Source organism: Roseospira navarrensis, assembly GCF_009601025.1.
In the GTDB taxonomy this organism is placed as follows: Bacteria; Pseudomonadota; Alphaproteobacteria; order Rhodospirillales; family Rhodospirillaceae; genus Rhodospira; species Rhodospira navarrensis.
The window spans coordinates 1-17,225 of the sequence record NZ_WIVE01000030.1 but is presented as its reverse complement, the minus strand read 5'-3'; the positions used below and the strand labels follow the sequence as shown (position 1 = coordinate 17,225).

The 17,225-nt window shown below is 69.7% G+C and carries 16 protein-coding genes; 2 read left to right on the top strand and 14 right to left on the bottom strand.

Translation table 11 applies throughout. From position 1 onward, the window contains the following. Positions 1–41 precede the first annotated feature (41 nt). From GHC57_RS10645 to GHC57_RS10585, 13 genes are all read right to left on the bottom strand, one after another. Positions 42–965, bottom strand: a complete 924-nt coding sequence (locus GHC57_RS10645; RefSeq protein ID WP_153343997.1) for a septal ring lytic transglycosylase RlpA family protein — start codon at positions 963–965, stop codon at positions 42–44. A 178-nt stretch (positions 966–1,143) separates the two neighbouring features. Next, entirely contained in the window at positions 1,144–2,445 is a 1,302-nt protein-coding gene (locus GHC57_RS10640; RefSeq protein WP_153343995.1) for a lytic murein transglycosylase, read from the bottom strand. Between the two features lie 97 nt (positions 2,446–2,542). Further along, on the bottom strand, positions 2,543–3,853 hold the full coding sequence (locus tag GHC57_RS10635; RefSeq protein WP_153343993.1) for a hypothetical protein: 1,311 nt from the start codon (positions 3,851–3,853) through the stop codon (positions 2,543–2,545). Positions 3,854–4,018: 165 nt separating this feature from the next. Then, positions 4,019–5,797 (bottom strand): single-stranded-DNA-specific exonuclease RecJ, encoded by a 1,779-nt coding sequence (gene recJ / locus GHC57_RS10630; RefSeq protein WP_153343991.1) that lies wholly within the window; start codon positions 5,795–5,797, stop codon positions 4,019–4,021. Next, complete coding sequence (locus GHC57_RS10625) at positions 5,794–6,819, bottom strand: fructose-bisphosphatase class II family protein (RefSeq protein WP_153343990.1); 1,026 nt, start codon at positions 6,817–6,819, stop codon at positions 5,794–5,796. The genes recJ and GHC57_RS10625 overlap by 4 nt, the downstream gene beginning before the upstream one ends. Positions 6,820–6,978: 159 nt before the next feature. After that, positions 6,979–8,271 (bottom strand): homoserine dehydrogenase, encoded by a 1,293-nt coding sequence (locus GHC57_RS10620; protein WP_153343988.1) that lies wholly within the window; start codon positions 8,269–8,271, stop codon positions 6,979–6,981. A gap of 5 nt (positions 8,272–8,276) precedes the next feature. Beyond that, on the bottom strand, positions 8,277–9,500 hold the full coding sequence (locus GHC57_RS10615) for an LL-diaminopimelate aminotransferase (protein ID WP_153343986.1): 1,224 nt from the start codon (positions 9,498–9,500) through the stop codon (positions 8,277–8,279). A gap of 131 nt (positions 9,501–9,631) precedes the next feature. Beyond that, positions 9,632–10,903, bottom strand: a complete 1,272-nt coding sequence (locus GHC57_RS10610) for a TRAP transporter large permease subunit (protein ID WP_170294827.1) — start codon at positions 10,901–10,903, stop codon at positions 9,632–9,634. Then, positions 10,900–11,466 (bottom strand): TRAP transporter small permease, encoded by a 567-nt coding sequence (locus GHC57_RS10605; RefSeq protein ID WP_153343985.1) that lies wholly within the window; start codon positions 11,464–11,466, stop codon positions 10,900–10,902. Before GHC57_RS10605 ends, GHC57_RS10610 begins: the two co-directional genes overlap by 4 nt. Positions 11,467–11,559: 93 nt before the next feature. Then, positions 11,560–12,573: a TRAP transporter substrate-binding protein gene (locus tag GHC57_RS10600; RefSeq protein ID WP_211369171.1), complete on the bottom strand. Its 1,014-nt coding sequence runs from the start codon at positions 12,571–12,573 to the stop codon at positions 11,560–11,562. Between the two features lie 252 nt (positions 12,574–12,825). Then, complete coding sequence (gene rpsI, locus GHC57_RS10595; protein WP_153343983.1) at positions 12,826–13,341, bottom strand: 30S ribosomal protein S9; 516 nt, start codon at positions 13,339–13,341, stop codon at positions 12,826–12,828. Between the two features lie 3 nt (positions 13,342–13,344). Next, the gene (gene rplM / locus GHC57_RS10590; RefSeq protein WP_153343981.1) at positions 13,345–13,809 is read right to left on the bottom strand and encodes a 50S ribosomal protein L13; all 465 of its coding nucleotides are present in this window, start codon (positions 13,807–13,809) and stop codon (positions 13,345–13,347) included. A gap of 152 nt (positions 13,810–13,961) precedes the next feature. Further along, complete coding sequence (locus tag GHC57_RS10585; protein ID WP_153343979.1) at positions 13,962–14,450, bottom strand: PaaI family thioesterase; 489 nt, start codon at positions 14,448–14,450, stop codon at positions 13,962–13,964. A 91-nt stretch (positions 14,451–14,541) separates the two neighbouring features. Here GHC57_RS10585 and GHC57_RS10580 point away from each other — a divergent pair, with 91 nt between their 5' ends. Both GHC57_RS10580 and GHC57_RS10575 read left to right on the top strand, forming a co-directional pair. Beyond that, the gene (locus tag GHC57_RS10580; RefSeq protein WP_153343977.1) at positions 14,542–15,165 is read left to right on the top strand and encodes a hypothetical protein; all 624 of its coding nucleotides are present in this window, start codon (positions 14,542–14,544) and stop codon (positions 15,163–15,165) included. A gap of 56 nt (positions 15,166–15,221) precedes the next feature. After that, positions 15,222–16,016: an enoyl-CoA hydratase gene (locus GHC57_RS10575; RefSeq protein WP_153343975.1), complete on the top strand. Its 795-nt coding sequence runs from the start codon at positions 15,222–15,224 to the stop codon at positions 16,014–16,016. A gap of 19 nt (positions 16,017–16,035) precedes the next feature. Here GHC57_RS10575 and GHC57_RS10570 read toward each other — a convergent pair whose 3' ends face one another. After that, positions 16,036–16,890: a hypothetical protein gene (locus tag GHC57_RS10570; protein ID WP_153343973.1), complete on the bottom strand. Its 855-nt coding sequence runs from the start codon at positions 16,888–16,890 to the stop codon at positions 16,036–16,038. Positions 16,891–17,225: the final 335 nt, after the last annotated feature.

The following is a 17,225-nucleotide window of genomic DNA, read 5'->3' as shown; positions in this document are numbered from 1 at the left end:
GATGGGACACGGCCCCAGGCGCGGGGCCCCCGGTTCGGGGGTCAGTTGGCCACGAGACGGGCGTCAGGATACCCCGAGGCCTGAACCGCCTGCAACAGGCGGGCGGCCTGACGGCCATCGGTGACGGGCCCCACCCGCACCCGCGTCAGGGTCCGGCCGTTGCGCTGGACAGAGGTGATCCGCGTCGGTCCGACGCGGGAGAGGTGGTCCGCCACCTCGCGGGCGTTGCCCAGGTCGCTGAACGCCCCGGCCTGCACGTACCAGCCGGTCGCCCCCAGCGTGACGGCCGGGGCCGCGCCCCCCCGACGTGGCGGCACGGGCACGGGGGTATGAGTCGGCGCCCGCGCGACCTCGGTCGCGGTCGGGATGAAGGCTCCGGCCGGTCGGGTGGACGCCAGCCGAACGGTCTCGGACCGGACCTCGGCCGGGTCCCGGCCCTCGCGCAGGGCGAGGCTCTGCTCGGGCAGGATGATGACCCGGACCCGGGCGGTGCCCTGGCGCCGGAAGCCCAGCAGCTCCGCCGCCTGCTTGGACACATCCAGGATGCGGTCGTTGGCGAACGGCCCCCGGTCGTTGATGCGCAGATCCACGGTGCGACCGTTGTCCAGGTTGGTCACCCGGACCATGGAGGGCATGGGCAGCGTGCGGTGAGCCGCCGTCAAGGCGTTCTGATCGAAGCGCTCGCCGTTGGCGGTCGTCCGACCGTGGAACTTCGGCCCGTACCAGGAGGCCATGCCGACCTCCTCGTACTCATAGTCCTCGCGCGGCGTGTACCAGCGGCCCGCGATCTCGTAGGCGGTGCCGACCTTGTAGCGACCCTCGGCCCAGGGATCCGTCGGGCTGTCCGTCACACTCTTGGCGGCATTCACGGTCACCGCCGTTTCGGCGCATCCGGCGAGCGCAACCACACCGGCCACCACCAGGGCACGGACGGCGAGCGCGGCGGGCCGTTTCCGGATCGTCATCGGTATCGCCTTTCCCTGCTTGCGAACACTGCGCCGTTTCAGCCGGGCCTCTCGAATCGACCCCGGACATCTCCCCACATCAGGTGCCGCCTTCGCGGTGAACCCCGAGATGTTGACACGACACCAGCACTCTACCCCGCGGCGCCCCCTGTCGCAAGACGAGCCGTTCCGGGCCGGATCAGTTCAGGGACCCGCCCGCGGCCCGGACCACGCGGGCATAAAGAGCCGGGTCGGCGAAGCCATCGGCGGGCAGACCCACGGCGGCCTGGAAGCGCCGGATGGCGCCCCGGGTGCTCGGGCCCACCAGACCGTCCACGCCACCGGCGTCGTATCCCAGCCGGTTCAGCAGCGTCTGCAACTGCTCCACCTCGACCCGGCGGAGGGGGCGGGGCGTGCGGTCGAAGGATCCGATCAACGCCCCCTGCCCCGCGATGCGGTCGGAAAGATGACCGATGGCAAGGGCATAGACGCTGGAGTTGTTCCAGCGCATGATGATCCGGAAATTGTCGTAGACCAGGAAGGCGGGCCCGTCGTGACCGGCGGGCAGCAGCAGGGCCGCCTGCATGCCCTCGACCACGGGCAGCGGGCCGCCGTCTGCCCGGCGCAGGCCGAGCGCGGCCCAATCAGACAGCGGCTTGCGCAGGTCCAGGTCCGACTGACTGTAATCGAAGCCGGCCGGCACCAGGACCTGCCGACCCCATCGCTCGTCCGCTTTCCAACCCAGATCGGCCAGGAATTTTCCCGCCGAACCGAAGGCATCGGGCAGCGTGCCCCAGATGTCCTTGCGGCCGTCGCCGTCCCGGTCCACGGCGTGGGCCGTGTAGGTGGTGGGCATGAACTGCATGTGGCCCATGGCCCCGGCCCAGGAGCCGGTCATGGCCTCGGGCGTGATATGGCCCTGGTCCACGATGCGCAGCGCCGTGAGCAACTGCGTGCGGAAAAACGCGCCCCGGCGCCCTTCCCACGCCAGGGTCGCCAGGGCCTCGATGACGTTGAACCCGCCCATGTTGCGGCCGTAATTGGTCTCCAGCCCCCAGAAGGCGGCGAGCACGGCGGCGGGCACGCCGCTCTCTCGGGAGACGGCGCCCAGAAGGCCGGCATGGCGGGCCAGCCGCTCCCGGCCGTCCGCGACCCGCCGGTCCGACACCGCCTTGTCGAAGTAGCCCCAGAACGTGCTGGTGAACTCCGGCTGGCGGCGGTCCAGTTCGATGACGCGGTCATTGGGTTCCACGCCCGTGAAGGCCCGTGAGAGCGTGCCCGCGCGGATGCCCTGGTCCAGCGCCTCCGCCTTGACCGCCTCCAGCCAGGTGGCGAACGGAACGGCCGGGGCCGGCATCGGCGCCGCACCCGACTCCATCGCCGGCCCTGATGACGCCTCGACCTGGGCGCGGGCCGCCGTGGCGCTCCCCAGCGCCAGACTCAGAGCGAGACCGCCCACAATGAAGCGGGCGCGGCGCACCGCGTCGGACCCAAGCAGCATGACGAGACTCCTCTGTCGTGGTCCACCAGACGTGCCACACTTGTCGCGCCCGCACAACGGCGGGCGACGACCGGATGGTCCGTGCGAGAATGGGGGATCAGAGCTTCTTCGCGAAGTCGCCCGGCGATGACTTGTAGGCCTGGAAGATGAACGGCAGACGCTTTTCGAAATCATCCGGGTCGGAGGGATCCAGGCGGATCGTGGCGGCCTTCTCCGCGAACACCTTGGCCAGCCGCTGGTCACCGGGCACGCCGAAGATGGCGTCGAACTCGGCCGCCGGCAGCACCTGCTCCGCGACCCTCAGGAACGGCGCGATCTGCGGGCGCTGCAGGTGGGCGATCAGATAGTCCACCGTGGACGGGCTCATGCGGTCCAGGTGCGACGCCATCTCAACGATGTCGGCCGTGGTCTTGTGCTGCAGGCTGTCCAGAAGCTCGGTGCCCGTGAACACCTTCCAGAACCGCGCCCCCATGGTGTGGTAGAGGCCGTTCAGAAGCCGTTCGTATTCCACCGTCCCGGCATGGGAGACCCCGACGGTGGCCCGGGGATCGGTCTTCAGCATCTCCTGGGCCAGGTCCCCGGCGATCTGCTGGGCCTCGTTGAAGTTGCTGCGCCCGATGCTGAGCAGGAATTCCAGGTCCTCCGGCCGGCGCATGCTCAGCAGCCCCTCGTCCAGCTCCTGGATCAGCGAGCGCGGCAACGCGGCGTAATACGGGATCAACGGCACCTGCCAGCGGTGGCGCAGCAACGGGGCGATGGTGTCGTAGAAGCGGTCGGCTCCGCTGTGCCGGTTGGCCGCCGGCTTGGCGCCCCGCGCTCCGGTGGACGGCCCGCCCGACCACATCCGGGACACGGCATCGAACAGGCGTTCCAGAAGCGACACGTTGACCTTGGAGTCCGCCCGTTTGGCGTGCTCCGACACGTCCTTGAAGCGGTCGCCGTGGGTGCGGAAGTACTTCTTGGCCGTGGTGCGGATGACCAGCACGCGCACGTCCTCCACCGACCGCCCGCACCACAGGGGAGCATCGTCGGTGGTCACGGGCTGGCCGTCCTTGTCCTTCAGCAGGGTTGCAAACAGGGCGCGCTGCTTCTCGAAGATCAGCAGGCACCCGTTGACCAACTCCGGCGAGGCAAGAATGTCGGTATAGGTCAGGGAGTTAAGGTTCGGCAGAAGGGTCCGGTAGATGTCCAGGACCGGACCGCCGAGCTGCTCGTTGATGGTGTGGATCTCGCGCGCCTGCTCGGCCGAGCGGGCGGCGGCCCCGCCGTCGGACTCGGGCGTGGCCGGATCACGCCCGGACGCCGCCGCGCGCTTGTGCGTGGCCCCCGCCTTCCCGGCCGGCCTGCCGCCGGGGGTCGCCGTCGACCTGGCGCTGGATTTGGATTTGGCACTGGGTTTCGCCGCCATGATGCGCCGCGCGCTCCCTGGCTGTCCTTGCGGCCGTCGTCTCGCAATAGGGTTCCGCACCCCCACGGCCCGCCCACTCGGAGCGTGAGGTGGAGAGTGTATCGGATCGCAACTGCGCCGCAAAGGGCGCCCACAGAAAATCTCCTGTCGATGGGCACGCCTGCATCACGGCGAGAGAACCGTGACGGCATCCTCAATGATGAATTGTGGCTGGGTGCGCCCCTGCCACCGATCAACGCGCAGCGTGCCGGCGAGATGCATGGTGCGGCCCTGCCCGGTCAACAGGGCCTGCCCCAGGTCGTTGTCGGCGGCCTTGAACGCGATGGCCTTGAGCTGGCCGCCGCCGCGCCCACCCAGGCGGCAGCGGACATGGCCCATGCCGACCACATCCGCGAACAGCACGCGGGCGTCCGTCAGCATGAAGCACGGTTCGGGATGGCCGGAGCCGAACGGGGCGAGTCGCTCCAGATGGGCGATCAGGTCCAGCGTCACGCCCTCGACGCCCAACGCGCCGTCCAGATCCACGCGGGGGTCCAGGGTGCCGTCGCCGAGCTGGTCGGCCAGATGACCGGCCAGGAAGGCGCGCAGGGCGCCGATGCCCTCCGGATGCAGACTGAACCCCGCCGCCATGGCGTGCCCGCCGCCCAGCGTCAGCAGCCCGGCCTCGCGCGCGGCCAGCACCGCCGCGCCCAGGTCCAGGCCGGGAACGGACCGCCCGGAGCCCTTCGCCTGGTTGGCCTCGATGGCCACGACACAGGCGGGCAGGTCGTAGCGCTCCCGCAGCCGGCTGGCCACGATGCCGATGACGCCGGGATGCCAGCCGTCCCCGGCCGCCAGCACCAGCGGCCCGTCGGCCGGCGCCGCCTGCCCTTCCACCTGCTCGATGGCTTCCATCAGGACCTGGGCCTCGATCTCGCGCCGGTCCATGTTGAACCCGTCCAGAGCCTCCGCCAGCCGTCGCGCCTCGTCGGCGTCGGCCGTGCTCAGCAGACGCATCCCCATGGGCGCCTCGCCCACGCGGCCGCCGGCATTGACGCGCGGCCCCATGACATAGCCGAGGTGGAAGGCGCCCGGCGGCTCCTTCAGCCCAGCCACGTCGGCCAGGGCGGCCAGCCCGGCATTGCCGCGCCGCGCCATGACCCGCAGGCCCTGCGCCACGAAGGCCCGGTTGAGCCCGGTCAGCGGCATGACGTCGCACACCGTGCCCAGCGCCACCAGATCGAGCAGCGCCATCAGGTCGGGCTCGGGGCGGTCCTCCGAGAACCACCCGGCCGCGCGCAATGCCCGGTTCAGCCCCACCGCCAGCAGAAACGTGACCCCGACGGCCGCCAGATCGGTGTGCGGCGAGGTTTCGTCCGCGCGCTTGGGGTTGATGACGGCCAGCGCGTCCGGCAGCCGGTCTCCGGCGGCGTGATGGTCCACCACGATGACGTCGAGGCCGCCCGCCCGCGCGGCCTCCAGCGGCGCGAAGGCGGTCATGCCGCAGTCCACGCAGACGCAGACCGAGGCGCCCTGAGCGCGCAGCTCCAGCAGGGCGGGCGCATTGGGGCCGTAACCCTCCGCCAGGCGGTCGGGAATGTAGACCAGAGGCGGACAGCCGACCGCCTCCAGATAGCGCCTCAACAGGGCGCTGGAGGTCGCGCCGTCCACGTCGTAGTCGCCGAACACGGCCACGGTCTCGCCGTCGGCGACGGCCGCCGCAAGGCGCGCCACCGCCCGATCCATGTCGATGAGATGACTGGGGTCCGGCAACTGCTCACGCAGGCGCGGGGCCAGGAAGGCCGGCGCGGCATCCAGGCCGATGCCGCGCATCGCCATCAGGCGGGCGACCACGTCGGGCAGGTCATGGCGCTGGGTCAGGGCCTGGGCCAGCCGGTCGTCGCTCTCCCGCAGGCACCAGCGCCGTCCGAGCACGGACCAGAGGGCCCCGTCCGCTGCCGTCATGCCGACCCGTCGCCCGGGGGCGGCAGGCCGTCCTTGCGGCCTAGATTGTGCCTTGCCTCGATCCGGCGCACGGTGCCGGAGGTCGTGCGGGCCACGATGCTGTGCGTGACCGCACCACCGGGCCAGCGGCGCACACCCTGAAGGATGGCTCCATCCGTGACCCCGGTGGCGGCGAACATCACATCGCCCTTGACCATGTCCTCCATGGAAAGGAGGCCGTCGGGCTGGCGGAGCCCGGTGGCGCGCAACGCGGCCTTTTCCGAGTCCGATCGGGCGATCAGCCGCCCCTGCATCCACCCGCCCAGGCAGGCCAGCGCGGCGGCGGACAGCACACCCTCGCGCGCCCCGCCCGATCCCATCAGCATGTCCACGCCGCTGCGCGGATCGGTGGTCGCCATGATGCCGGAGACGTCACCGTCCTGGATGAGCTGGACCCGCGCCCCCGCCGCCCGCACTTCCGCGATCAGCGATTCGTTGCGGGGCCGGTCGAGGATGCACACCACCAGATCGTTGGGTTGCGCGCCCCGCACCCGGGCCAGCGCCTGGATGTTCTCCGCCGGCGAGCGGTCGAGACTGATTTCGCCCTCCGGCACGCGTGGGCCGACGGCGATCTTTTCCATGTACAACCCGGGCGGCACCTGCAGGAACCCGCCGGATTCGGCCAGCGCCAGCAGCGACAGGGAATTCGGCATGCCGGTCGCGCAGATGGTCGGGCCCTCCAGGGGCTGGGCGGCGAGTTCCACGTTCGGCCCCTCGCGGGTGCCCACGGCCACGCCGTCGCCCATGCCGGGCCCGTCCTCGTCGTCCTCACCGCCGGGATCCGCATCGCCGAAGACCACCCGGCCGGCGATTCCCACCCCGCTCAGCGCCGTGCGCATGGCCCGGCTGGCGGCCCGGACGGCCGCGCGTTCGTCTCCGCGTCCCAGGTGCATGGCGGCGGCCAGCGCGCTGGCCTCCGTGACCCGCGCCATCTCTAACGCAAGGTTGCGTTCGAGCACGTGATACTCGTCTTCCGGAATCATGCCACTTGATCCTTGACCTGCGCCTGCGGCATGGCCGCATTGAAGGCGGAGGGCCCGCCGATCCGGGCCCCGGTCCTTCCTTCGAAGGACGCTCAATCCCTTCGGTTCTGATCCTAACACAGGAACGCGGCGTCGCGGCCCCTCCGGGGGCTGCCAAGGTCAGAGGTCTTCAATGCGGATCATGCATGGCGGCTCCACCACCGCATCGATGTGGGCTATGCGGTCGATGGCCCGGGTCGCGGCGGCCTCCACAGTCGGGTGGAAGGTCATGACCACCTGGACAACCTCGCCGGGGTTGTGCCCCCGCTGCAGAATGGATTCCATCGAGACCTGGGTGTCCCGCAGCGCGGTTGCGATGTCGGCGAATACACCGGGCCGGTCGAGCACCATGAGGCGAACGTAATAGGCCCCCACGTGGGTGTCGATGGAGGCCGCCGGTCCGGTCTCCAGCCGGTCCACCGGCACGCCGAACGTGGGCGCGGTGCGGCCGGCGGCCACGTCCATGATGTCCGCGACCACGGCCGAGGCCGTCGGACCGGCGCCCGCGCCCCGCCCCTCCAGCTTGGCGCGGCCCACGTAGTCGCCTTCCGTCACCACGGCATTGAACACCCCGTCCACGGACGCAATGGGGCCCTGCTTGGGCACCATGCAGGGATGCACGCGCTGCAGGATGCCGTGTTCGGTTTCCTCGGCCACGCCGAGCAGCTTGATCCGGTAGCCCAGTTCGTCCGCCTGCTGGATGTCCATGGCCGTGACGTGGCGGATGCCCTCCATGAACACCGCGCCGAAGTCCACGGGCCGGCCGAAGGCGATGCTGGTGAGCAGGGTCAGCTTGTGCCCGGTGTCGATGCCGTCCACATCGAAGCTGGGATCGGCCTCGGCATAGCCCAGGTGCTGAGCCTCCTCCAGCACGTCGTGGAACTCGCGGCCGGTCTCCTCCATCGTCGTGAGGATGTAGTTGCAGGTGCCGTTGAGGATGCCGTAGACGCGCCGCGCCCGGTTGCCGGCCAGCCCCTCGCGCAGCGCCTTGACGATGGGAATGCCCCCCGCCACCGCCGCTTCGTAGGCCAGCGGCACACCCGCCGCTTCCGCCGCGCGCGCGAGATCCGTGCCATGCTCGGCCAGCAGGGCCTTGTTGGCCGTCACCACGGCGCGCCCGGCCGAAAGGGCCGCTTCCACCGTTGCCCGGGCGACGCCGTCCGATCCGCCGATCAGCTCCAGCACCACGTCCGCCTCGGCCTCGCGCGCCATGACCACCGGGTCGTCATACCAGGTCGCCATGGACACGTCGCAGCCCCGGTTGCGGTGCCGGTCGCGGGCGCTGACGGCGGTGACCTCCACCGGGCGTCTGCAGCGCACCGCGATGGCCTCCGCGTGCTCCTGGAGGAGCTGGACCGTTCCGACCCCGACCGTGCCCAGGCCGGCGATGGCTATCCTCAGCGGCGCGCCCATGCGACTCAAACCTCCGTGCGTTTGCGTTCAGATTCTTCAAGCACCGCGTCATAATTCGACAAGAAGGCCTTGATATTCCTTGCGGCCTGTCGGATGCGCTGGCGGTTTTCCACGAGCGCGACGCGGACATGCTGATCCCCGTGCTCGCCGAAGCCGATGCCGGGCGAGACCGCCACCTTGGCTTCCTGCAGCAGCAGCTTGGAGAACTCAAGCGAGCCCATATGGGCGAAGGCCGGCGGCAGCGGCGCCCAGGCGAACATGGTGGCCGGCGGCGACGGGATCGGCCAGCCGGCCTGCTCGAACGCCTCCACCATGGCGTCGCGCCGGTCCTTGTACATGGCGCGGACCTCGGCCACGCAGTCCTGCGGACCGTTGAGCGCGGCCGTGGCGGCCACCTGCACCGGCGTGAAGGCGCCGTAGTCCAGGTACGACTTGATGCGGGTCAGCGCCCCGATGAGCTGGCGATTGCCGGCCGCGAAGCCGATGCGCCAGCCGGGCATGCTGTAGCTTTTGGACAGCGAGGTGAACTCCACCGCCACCTCGCGGGCCCCCGGGACCTGCAGGATGGACGGCGGCGGCTGGTCGTTGAAGTAGATCTCGGAATAGGCCAGATCGGACAGGATCCAGATGCCGTGGTGCCGGCAGAAATCCACCACCTGACCATAGAAATCCAGGTCGGCCACCAGCGCCGTGGGGTTGGACGGGTAGTTCAGCAGTACCGCGATGGGCTTGGGCACCGAGTGCTGGACGCCGCGTTCCAGCGCCTCCAGGAAGGTGTGATCCGGCTGGCAGGGAATGTGCCGCACCGAGCCGCCGGCGATGATAAACCCGAAGGCGTGGATGGGATAGCTGGGGTTGGGGGCCAGCACGATGTCGCCCGGACTGGTGATGGCCTGGGCAAGGTTGGCGAGGCCCTCCTTGGACCCCAGGGTGACGATCACCTCGGAGTCCGGGTCGAGGCTGACGCCGAAGCGGCGCTCATAATAGGCCGCATGCGCGCGGCGCAGCCCGGGAATGCCGCGCGAGGCCGAATAGCGGTGGGCGCGCGGGTTGGCGGCGGCCTCGGCCAGCTTGTCCACGATGTGCTTCGGCGTGGGCTGGTCGGGGTTGCCCATGCCCAGATCGATGATGTCCTCGCCGGCGGCGCGGGCGCGGGCCTTCATCGCGTTGACTTCGGCGAAGACGTAGGGGGGCAGCCGCTTGACGCGGTAGAATTCGGAGTCTGGCATGGTCCCGGGGTCCCTGGGGAACGGCGATACCCCGCCCCGCGCGGGCGCGCGGGACGGGAAGCGCGAGACAGTGGCGCAGCCGCCGCCCGGGGTCAAGGTTTCGGTCGGTGGCTGCAGCGGCCGTCCCTGCCCTACAGCTTGAACGGCAGGTACAGCGCCAGGTCCGGCACCAGGTAGAGCAACGCCGCCGTGCCCAGCATGAACAGCACGAACGGCCAGACCCCGCGTGCCACGTCGGTGATCTTCGCTCTCGCCACGGCCTGGATCACGAACAGGTTCAGCCCGACCGGCGGCGTAATCAGCGCGCATTCGATCATCACCACGAAGAAGATGCCGAACCACACCGGGTCCAGGCCCATGGGCATGAGCGACGGATACAGCACCGGCACCATGACCAGCAGCATGGACAGGCTTTCCAGGAACAGGCCCATGATCAGCAGCACGCCGGCGACCACGGCGACGAACAGCATGGGCTCGGAAATGTTGGTGGTCAGGAAGGTCGAGATGTCCTGCGGGATGCGGTAGAGCGTGATCGCCTTGCCGAAGATCTTGGCCCCGGCCAGGATCAGCAGGATGCTGACCGTGGTCTTCATGGAGTCCATCACGGCCTGTTTCAGGCGCGCCCAGGTCAGGCGCCCCAGCCCGGCCACGATGACGAGGGAGAGCACGAAGCCCGCCCCGGCGGCCTCGGTCGGGGTGAAGATGCCCTGGTAGATGCCGATCAGGATGAACGCGGCCAGACCGAAGCTGGGCAGCGCCACCAGGGTCGCGCGCAAGCGCTCCGCCGGGGCGGCCTTGGGCACGGGTGTGAACCCGCTGCCGAAGCGGGCGAGCAGGATCGAATAGACGATGAAGATGGTCGCCAGCAGCAGCCCCGGGCCGACACCGGCCAGGAACAGGGCGCCGATGCTCTCCTCGGTGATGACGCCGTAGATGATGAGCGGGATCGACGGCGGAATCAGGATCCCCAGCGTGCCGCCCGCCGCCAGCAGGCCATAGACGAAACGGCGGTTGTAGCCGCGCTCGATCATCTCCGGGATGGCCACCGTGCCGATGGTCGCGGCGGTGGCGACCGACGAGCCCGAAATGGCCGAGAAGATGGCGCAGGAAATAATGGTGGCCACACCCAGCCCGCCGGGCCAGTGGCCGACCCAGCTTTGCACCGCCGCGAACAGGTCCCGCCCCACGCCGCACTTCAGCAGCACGTTGGACATCAGCAGGAACAGCGGCACGGCCACCAGGATGAAGTTGTCCATGGTGCTGTACAGGCCCTGGGGGATCATCACCAGGTTGAAGTCGGCCAGGTACAGCAGCGCGAGGCCCAGCATGCCCAGCGTGAAGGCGATGGGCACGCCCAGCGCCAGCAGCGAGACCAGGGCGCCCAGGATCAGGAGTGTGGTCACGACCGCCCCTCCCCGTCTCCGCGTCCGCCCGCGTCCTCAAGGGAGTCGCCGGTCTCGGTCTGATGGCCCACGGGTCGGGGCGCCTCGCCCGTCCAGGCGCGCGCCAGCTCGATCAGGGCCTGGGCGAGCAGCAGCGCGAAGCCCACCGGAATCGACAACTCGGTCATCCACTTCGGCACCTGCAACATGGTCGAGGTGCGTCGCCCCTGCTCCACCGAGTCCACCAAGACGTCGATGCCGTGGACAACGGCCACGCCGGAAAAGACCGCGATGATGGTCAGGGAGACGGTGTCGAACAGCCGTCGGCCCAGCGGCCCGACCACGTCATACAGCAGCGTGATGCGGATGTTCTCCCGGTGTCGCAGCACAGAGGCGGCGGCCAGGTACGTGGCCCAGAGCAGGAAGAACTCCGAGATCTCCAGCGCCCACTTGGTCGGGGCGGTGAAGACGTAGCGCATGGTCACGTCATACGAGACCATCAGGCCGATGGCGACGAACATCCAGGCGGCCACATGACCGAGGATATCGCTCGCCCGGTCGATGCTGCGGACGAAGGCGGGCATGGCGGCGGCGCTCTCATTTGCGGTGTCCGGCCGAACGACCGCCGCCCCGCCCCGGAGGCCGGGACGGGACGGCGAAGACGGTGGAGCGGCGTTCTAGCGCAGGGCGAGGGCCGCGTCGAGAAGCTGCTGGCCCATGTCCCCGGCGGACTCGATGTAGCCCTGGCGGACGGGCTCGACCGCCACTTCCCAGGCCGCCAGTTCCTCGGGGCCGAGGATCACGACGTCGGCATGCTTCTTCGTCTCCTCGATGGCCGCGGCCTCGATCTCCTGGATCCGGCTGTTGACCCACGCCTCGGCCTCGGCCGCCGCCTCGGTCAGGATGGCCCTGTGCTCCTCGCTCATGTCCTGCCACAGGTCCTCGTTGATGAGCACCAGGAACTCGATGGCGGCCACGTTCGCGACGGTGACGGTGTTCATCACCTCCCACAGCTTGCGGCCGGTCACGCCGGTGATGCCGGTCAGGCCGGCGTCCACGGTGCCGCGCTGATAGGCCATGTACTGCTCGGACCCCGAGGTCAGGGTCGGCACGCCGCCCACGGTCTCGACGAAGTCGCCGAGGGTCTTGCCGAACACGCGGACCTTCATGCCTTCCATGTCCGCCGGCGTGCGCAACGCCGTGTCGTTGGACAGCATCACCGCGCTGCCGTAGGCCTGCCACCACAGCACGCGGGCCCCCGTGCCCAGAATGGCCTCGTCGATGGGACCGCGCACGGCGCTGTCCTTGGCGGTGGCGGCGAACAGCGTCTCGTAGTCGGGGAAGGTGAACGGCACATAGAAGATGTCCACGGCCGGAATGGTGCCGGCGAAGCGGGTGATGGAGGCCACGCCCATCTCGATGGCGCCGGAGGCCACGGCCTGCGGCACTTCCTTGTCCTTGTAGAGCTGGGCCGAGTCATAGATCTCGACCGTCAGGTCGCCGTTGCTCTTCTCCTCGACGATCTCCTTGAAGACCTGCAGGTTCTGGCCGAGGTGGTGCTTCATCGGCAACTGAAGCGTGACCCGCAGGGTCTCCGCCTGGGCCGTCGAGGCCAGGGCGCCGAGGGACAGGGCGCCGGCCATGGCGGCGGCGGTGAACGCGCGCCCGAAGGCGCGGGGTGTCATGGTCATGGATGCATCCTCCCGAGGAGACGACAGGCCCGGCCCGTTGAGTCGGACCGGGGCGGAACTTTTGAGACGGATCGGCGATGCCCCGGACTCGTCCGGTTCATCGCCCGGATAGACCTGTTCGCATACGCGCAGATCAGGGTTCTCGGAAGCAGGGGCGCAAGTCAACCCTGGTCGGCGCGGCCCAACGGCAAAAGGGGCCGCCCACCGCCGTGGACGACCCCTTCCGTCGGATCGGGCAGAGCCCGGACCGGATCAGCGCTTGGAGAACTGGAAGCTGCGGCGGGCCTTGGCCTTGCCGTACTTCTTGCGCTCCACCACGCGGGAGTCGCGGGTCAGGAAGCCCTGCGCCTTCAGCGGCGGGCGCAGCGACGGGTCCCAGCGGCCCATGGCGTGGCTGAGGCCGTGGCGCACCGCGCCGGCCTGGCCGGACAGACCGCCGCCCTTGACCGTGCAGATGACATCGAACTGGCCCATGGTCTGCGTGACCACGAAGGGCTGGTTGATGACCATGCGCAGCACCGGGCGCGGGAAGTAGGTGGTCACGTCACGGCCGTTGACCGTGATGCGGCCGCTGCCGGCCTTCACCCAGACGCGGGCGACGGCGTTCTTGCGCCGGCCGGTCGCATAGGCCCGGCCGAAGGAATCGCGGATCGGCTGGCGGGCTTCGGCGGCAGAGGTGGCAGGGTCGCCCGCCGTTGCGGCGGCCGCCGCCGGCTGGGCGCGCATGGCGTCCTTCAGGCCGTCCAGGCCCGTGCGCTCGTCGGCCATGGCTTAGACACTCCTCTTGTTCTTCGGGTTGCGCGCGGCCAGGTCCAGAACCTCGGGCTGCTGCGCTTCGTGCGGATGCTCGCCGCCGGCATAGACCCGCAGCTTCTTCATCTGGGAGCGACCGAGCGGGCCCTTGGGCACCATGCGCTCAATGGCCTTCTCGACCACGCGCTGGGGGTGCTTGCCGCCCAGGATCTGCTCCATGGTCTTGCTCTTGATGCCGCCCGGATAGCCGGTGTGCCAGTAGAACCGCTTCTGCGTGATCTTGCGGCCGGTCAGGCGCACCTTGTCGGCGTTGATGATGACGACGTGGTCGCCGGTGTCGATGTGCGGCGTGTACATGGTCTTGTGCTTGCCGCGCAGGATGTTCGCCACGGTGGCCGCAAGCCGGCCCAGCACGACGCCCTCGGCGTCGATCAGGTACCACTTGCGCTCCACCTCGCTGGGCTTGGCGGAATAGGTTTTCATTCGGCTCTCCGTCCGCGAAGGATCGCTGGCGCTTTCTGGAAGGAAGCGGGTGGGACGGCAGGTCCGTCCCGTCCTGGGCGCGCACTATGCCACCGGCCCGGCCGATGTCAACGCAAAAACGGGTGCCAAATCAGAAACCTACGGAGACGGTATCAGGATACCGCCGACCAGTCCCCGGCCTGGATGGCGCGTTCGACGGCGCTTCGGTCCGGCAGCGGCGGCGCGGAATAGGTCCCCACCGTGTGCGCCACCAGGGCGCGGCCGTCCGGGCTGTCCGCATCCTCCGAGAACAGTTCGACCTCCACCACGATCAGGCGTTTGCCGCCCTTGAGCGTGTGCGCCTCCGCCACGATGTCACCGGGGGCTGGCTTGCGCAGGAAGTTGATCGACAGGTTGGTGGTCACGGCCAGTTCCACCGGCCCCAGCAGGCTGAGGACGACCGCGTACATGGCGATATCCGCCAGCGCCATCATGGCCGGGCCGGCCACCGTGCCCCCCGGCCGCACCAGATCGGGATTGTAGCGCATGCGCAGCCGCCCGCTGCCATACGCGATGCTCTCGGTTTCGATGCCGAGCAGGCGCGTCATGGGCAGTTCGCGGTCCAGGATGGCGGAGAATTCCGGCAGTGAAATGCGGGACATGGGTGGGTATAGTTCCTGTCTGAACCTTCCGATGGGGGCAGTCTATCTCCAAACGGTGGCGTATGGAACAGAACGGGAAGGGACCGTCAGCATGCATGGGGGACAGGGAAGAGCGGGCCCGCGCCCGCGTTGGGCGCCGGTCTGCCTGATCGCACTGGCCGTCGGGGTATCGACGTCCGCCCGGGCCGCCGAGGAAACCACCGACGCCGAGGCCCGCGCGGCGGTGGACCGCGCGGCGGAGAGCGTCACCGCGGGAGAGCCCGCCGCCGCCGTCGAGGCGCTGCGCGAGGCCATGCTCGCCGTGTGGACGGCAGCGCCCTTCGCGCTCACCCGGATCGAGCCCAGCACCGAGGCCGCCACCGGCTTCCGCGCCTATACCCCGCGAGAGGCCGCACCCTACCCCGCCGGTACGCCGCTGCACCTGTACATCGAGCCGATCGGCCTGGATTACACCCTTGAGGACGGCCGTTACGCGATGGGCCTGAAGGCCGACTTCCTGCTGCTGGACACCAAGGGGACCATCCTGGGCGGCCAGCGGGATTTCGCCGACGTCCCGTTCCGCAGCCGTGTCCCCTCGACCGACGTCTTCATGACCATGTCCCTGGGCACGGAGAGCCTGCCACCCAACGACTATGTGCTTCAGGTCACGGTGCGCGACGGCCTCGGCGATGACTCCGTGACGGAAGAGGTCGCCTTTACGGTGGTCGCACCCTAGGGGCATGCCCACGTAACGGGGTGCCCGAAAGACCCAATTCAGCGAGGACCGCGATCATGGACACCGTGACCGATGCCCCCCTGCTCCTGCGCGAGGACGCCGACGGCGTCGCCACACTGACCCTGAACCGGCCGGCGGCGCGCAACGCCCTGTCGGTGGACCTGATGAGCGCCCTTCTGGACGGACTCGCCGCCGTGGCCGACGACGACAGCGTGACGGTGGTGGTGCTGGCCGCCGGCGGTCCCGCCTTCTGTGCCGGCCACGACCTGAAAGAGGTGCGGGCCAACCCCACCCGGGGCTTTTACGAGGACCTGTTCCAGCAGTGCTCGAACCTGATGCTGGCCATCACCCGCCTGTCCAAGCCAGTGATCGCCCGGGTCCACGGCATGGCCACGGCGGCCGGCTGCCAGTTGGTGGCCACCTGTGACCTGGCCGTGGCGACGGAAAACGCCAAGTTCGCCACGCCGGGGGTCAATATCGGCCTGTTCTGTTCCACGCCCATGGTCGCGCTGTCGCGCAACGTGGGCCGCAAGCAGGCCATGGAGATGCTGTTGACGGGCCGGCCCATCACCGCGCACGAGGCCCAGGCCGCCGGCCTCGTCAACGATGTGGTGCCCGACGAGGCCGCGCTGGACGCCCGCGTCTCCGAGCTGGCGCGCACCATCGCGTCCAAGTCGCCACTGACCCTGGCCATCGGCAAGGAGGCGTTCTACCGCCAGCTCGATATGCCGCTGGCCGACGCCTACACCTATGCCAGCGATGTCATGACCACGAACATGCTGGCCCGCGACGCCGAAGAGGGCATCGACGCCTTCCTGGAGAAACGCAAGCCCGAGTGGCGCGGCGAGTAGCCGCGTCGCGCGGCGCGCACTAAGGATCGCGAGCCTTGCGCGCGCCGCCGGGCGTTTCTGCCGGGGCCGAGACCGCGCCCGGGTCGACGGGATCGTCGGGAGGTCCATCTTGCTCGCCGCTGAAGGCCAGGCCCAACAGGACCACGGCCACCGCCAGCGCGGTCATGTACAGTCCGGCCACGGACAGGCGGGTGGGTGCGGCCCGGCGCGGCAGCACCCACCGTGGCTGCACCATGCCGACCAGGAACGCCACCGGCGCGACCGCCAGGGCCAGCAGCAGCGTAATGGCCAGCATCCCCTTGAAATCGTAGTAGAACCCGGTCAGGACCAGAACGCCCAGCAGGTCGATCCAGAACAGGCCCAGGATCTCCAGCACGCGCGACGTCTCCCGGCCCGCCGGAGGGGACGGCCGGTCCGGCCGGACCCGTGGCAGACCCGTTCGTGCGGCGGGGGGTGAGATACCGCCGTCCCGCGCCGGCACCAGCGATCGCGATCGCGACCACGTCGCCACCCCGAACAGCGCGAGCACGTCCGCCAGGGAGCGCGCGGCGTCCGCCCCATCCCGCACCGCCGCGATGTCCGTGAACCGGAAGGTTCGGGACCGGCCCTCATGCCAGCAGTACGCCTGGAGCGCGTGGGGCGGGCTTCCCCGGGTGCGCTCCAGCGTGACCCACCGTGGATCGGGCAACGCGCCCGGGCGGGCGGCATACTCCAGACACAGAGTCAGGCCGCTCAGAGACTCCAGCGCCAGAGGCGCACCCGCCTCCAACGCCGCGAAGTCGGCCATGCGCGAGCGGCCGGCCCGGGCGTCGGCCCGCGCCGCCGCCTCCGGAGAGCCGGGCCGCGCCGGATCACTGTCGTGCGTGTCCCCCATGCCTGTGCCGTCCCCCCATCGCCCTTCCGCATCCCCAGCGTAGCAAACCGGCGCATGGCATGCAGCCACCGCGCGCCCGGACCTCGGTGTCTGCGCAGCCAGGAATCGAGACATGGCTCCGAACCCGGATTGCCGTTCTGTGACACGGGTGGGGTCGAACCCACCTTTCGAGATCCTTCGGTCGCTTCGCTCTCTCAGGATTGTCTGTTTGATTTGTGGCATTGTGGAGATGCCGGGTTGCGGGGCCCCGGGTGGCCACCCGGGGCCCCGCACCGGATCGTGTGATCGTCTCAGGATGGGGTCTTTGCCCGTTGTCATCGTGATCCGCGATCCGG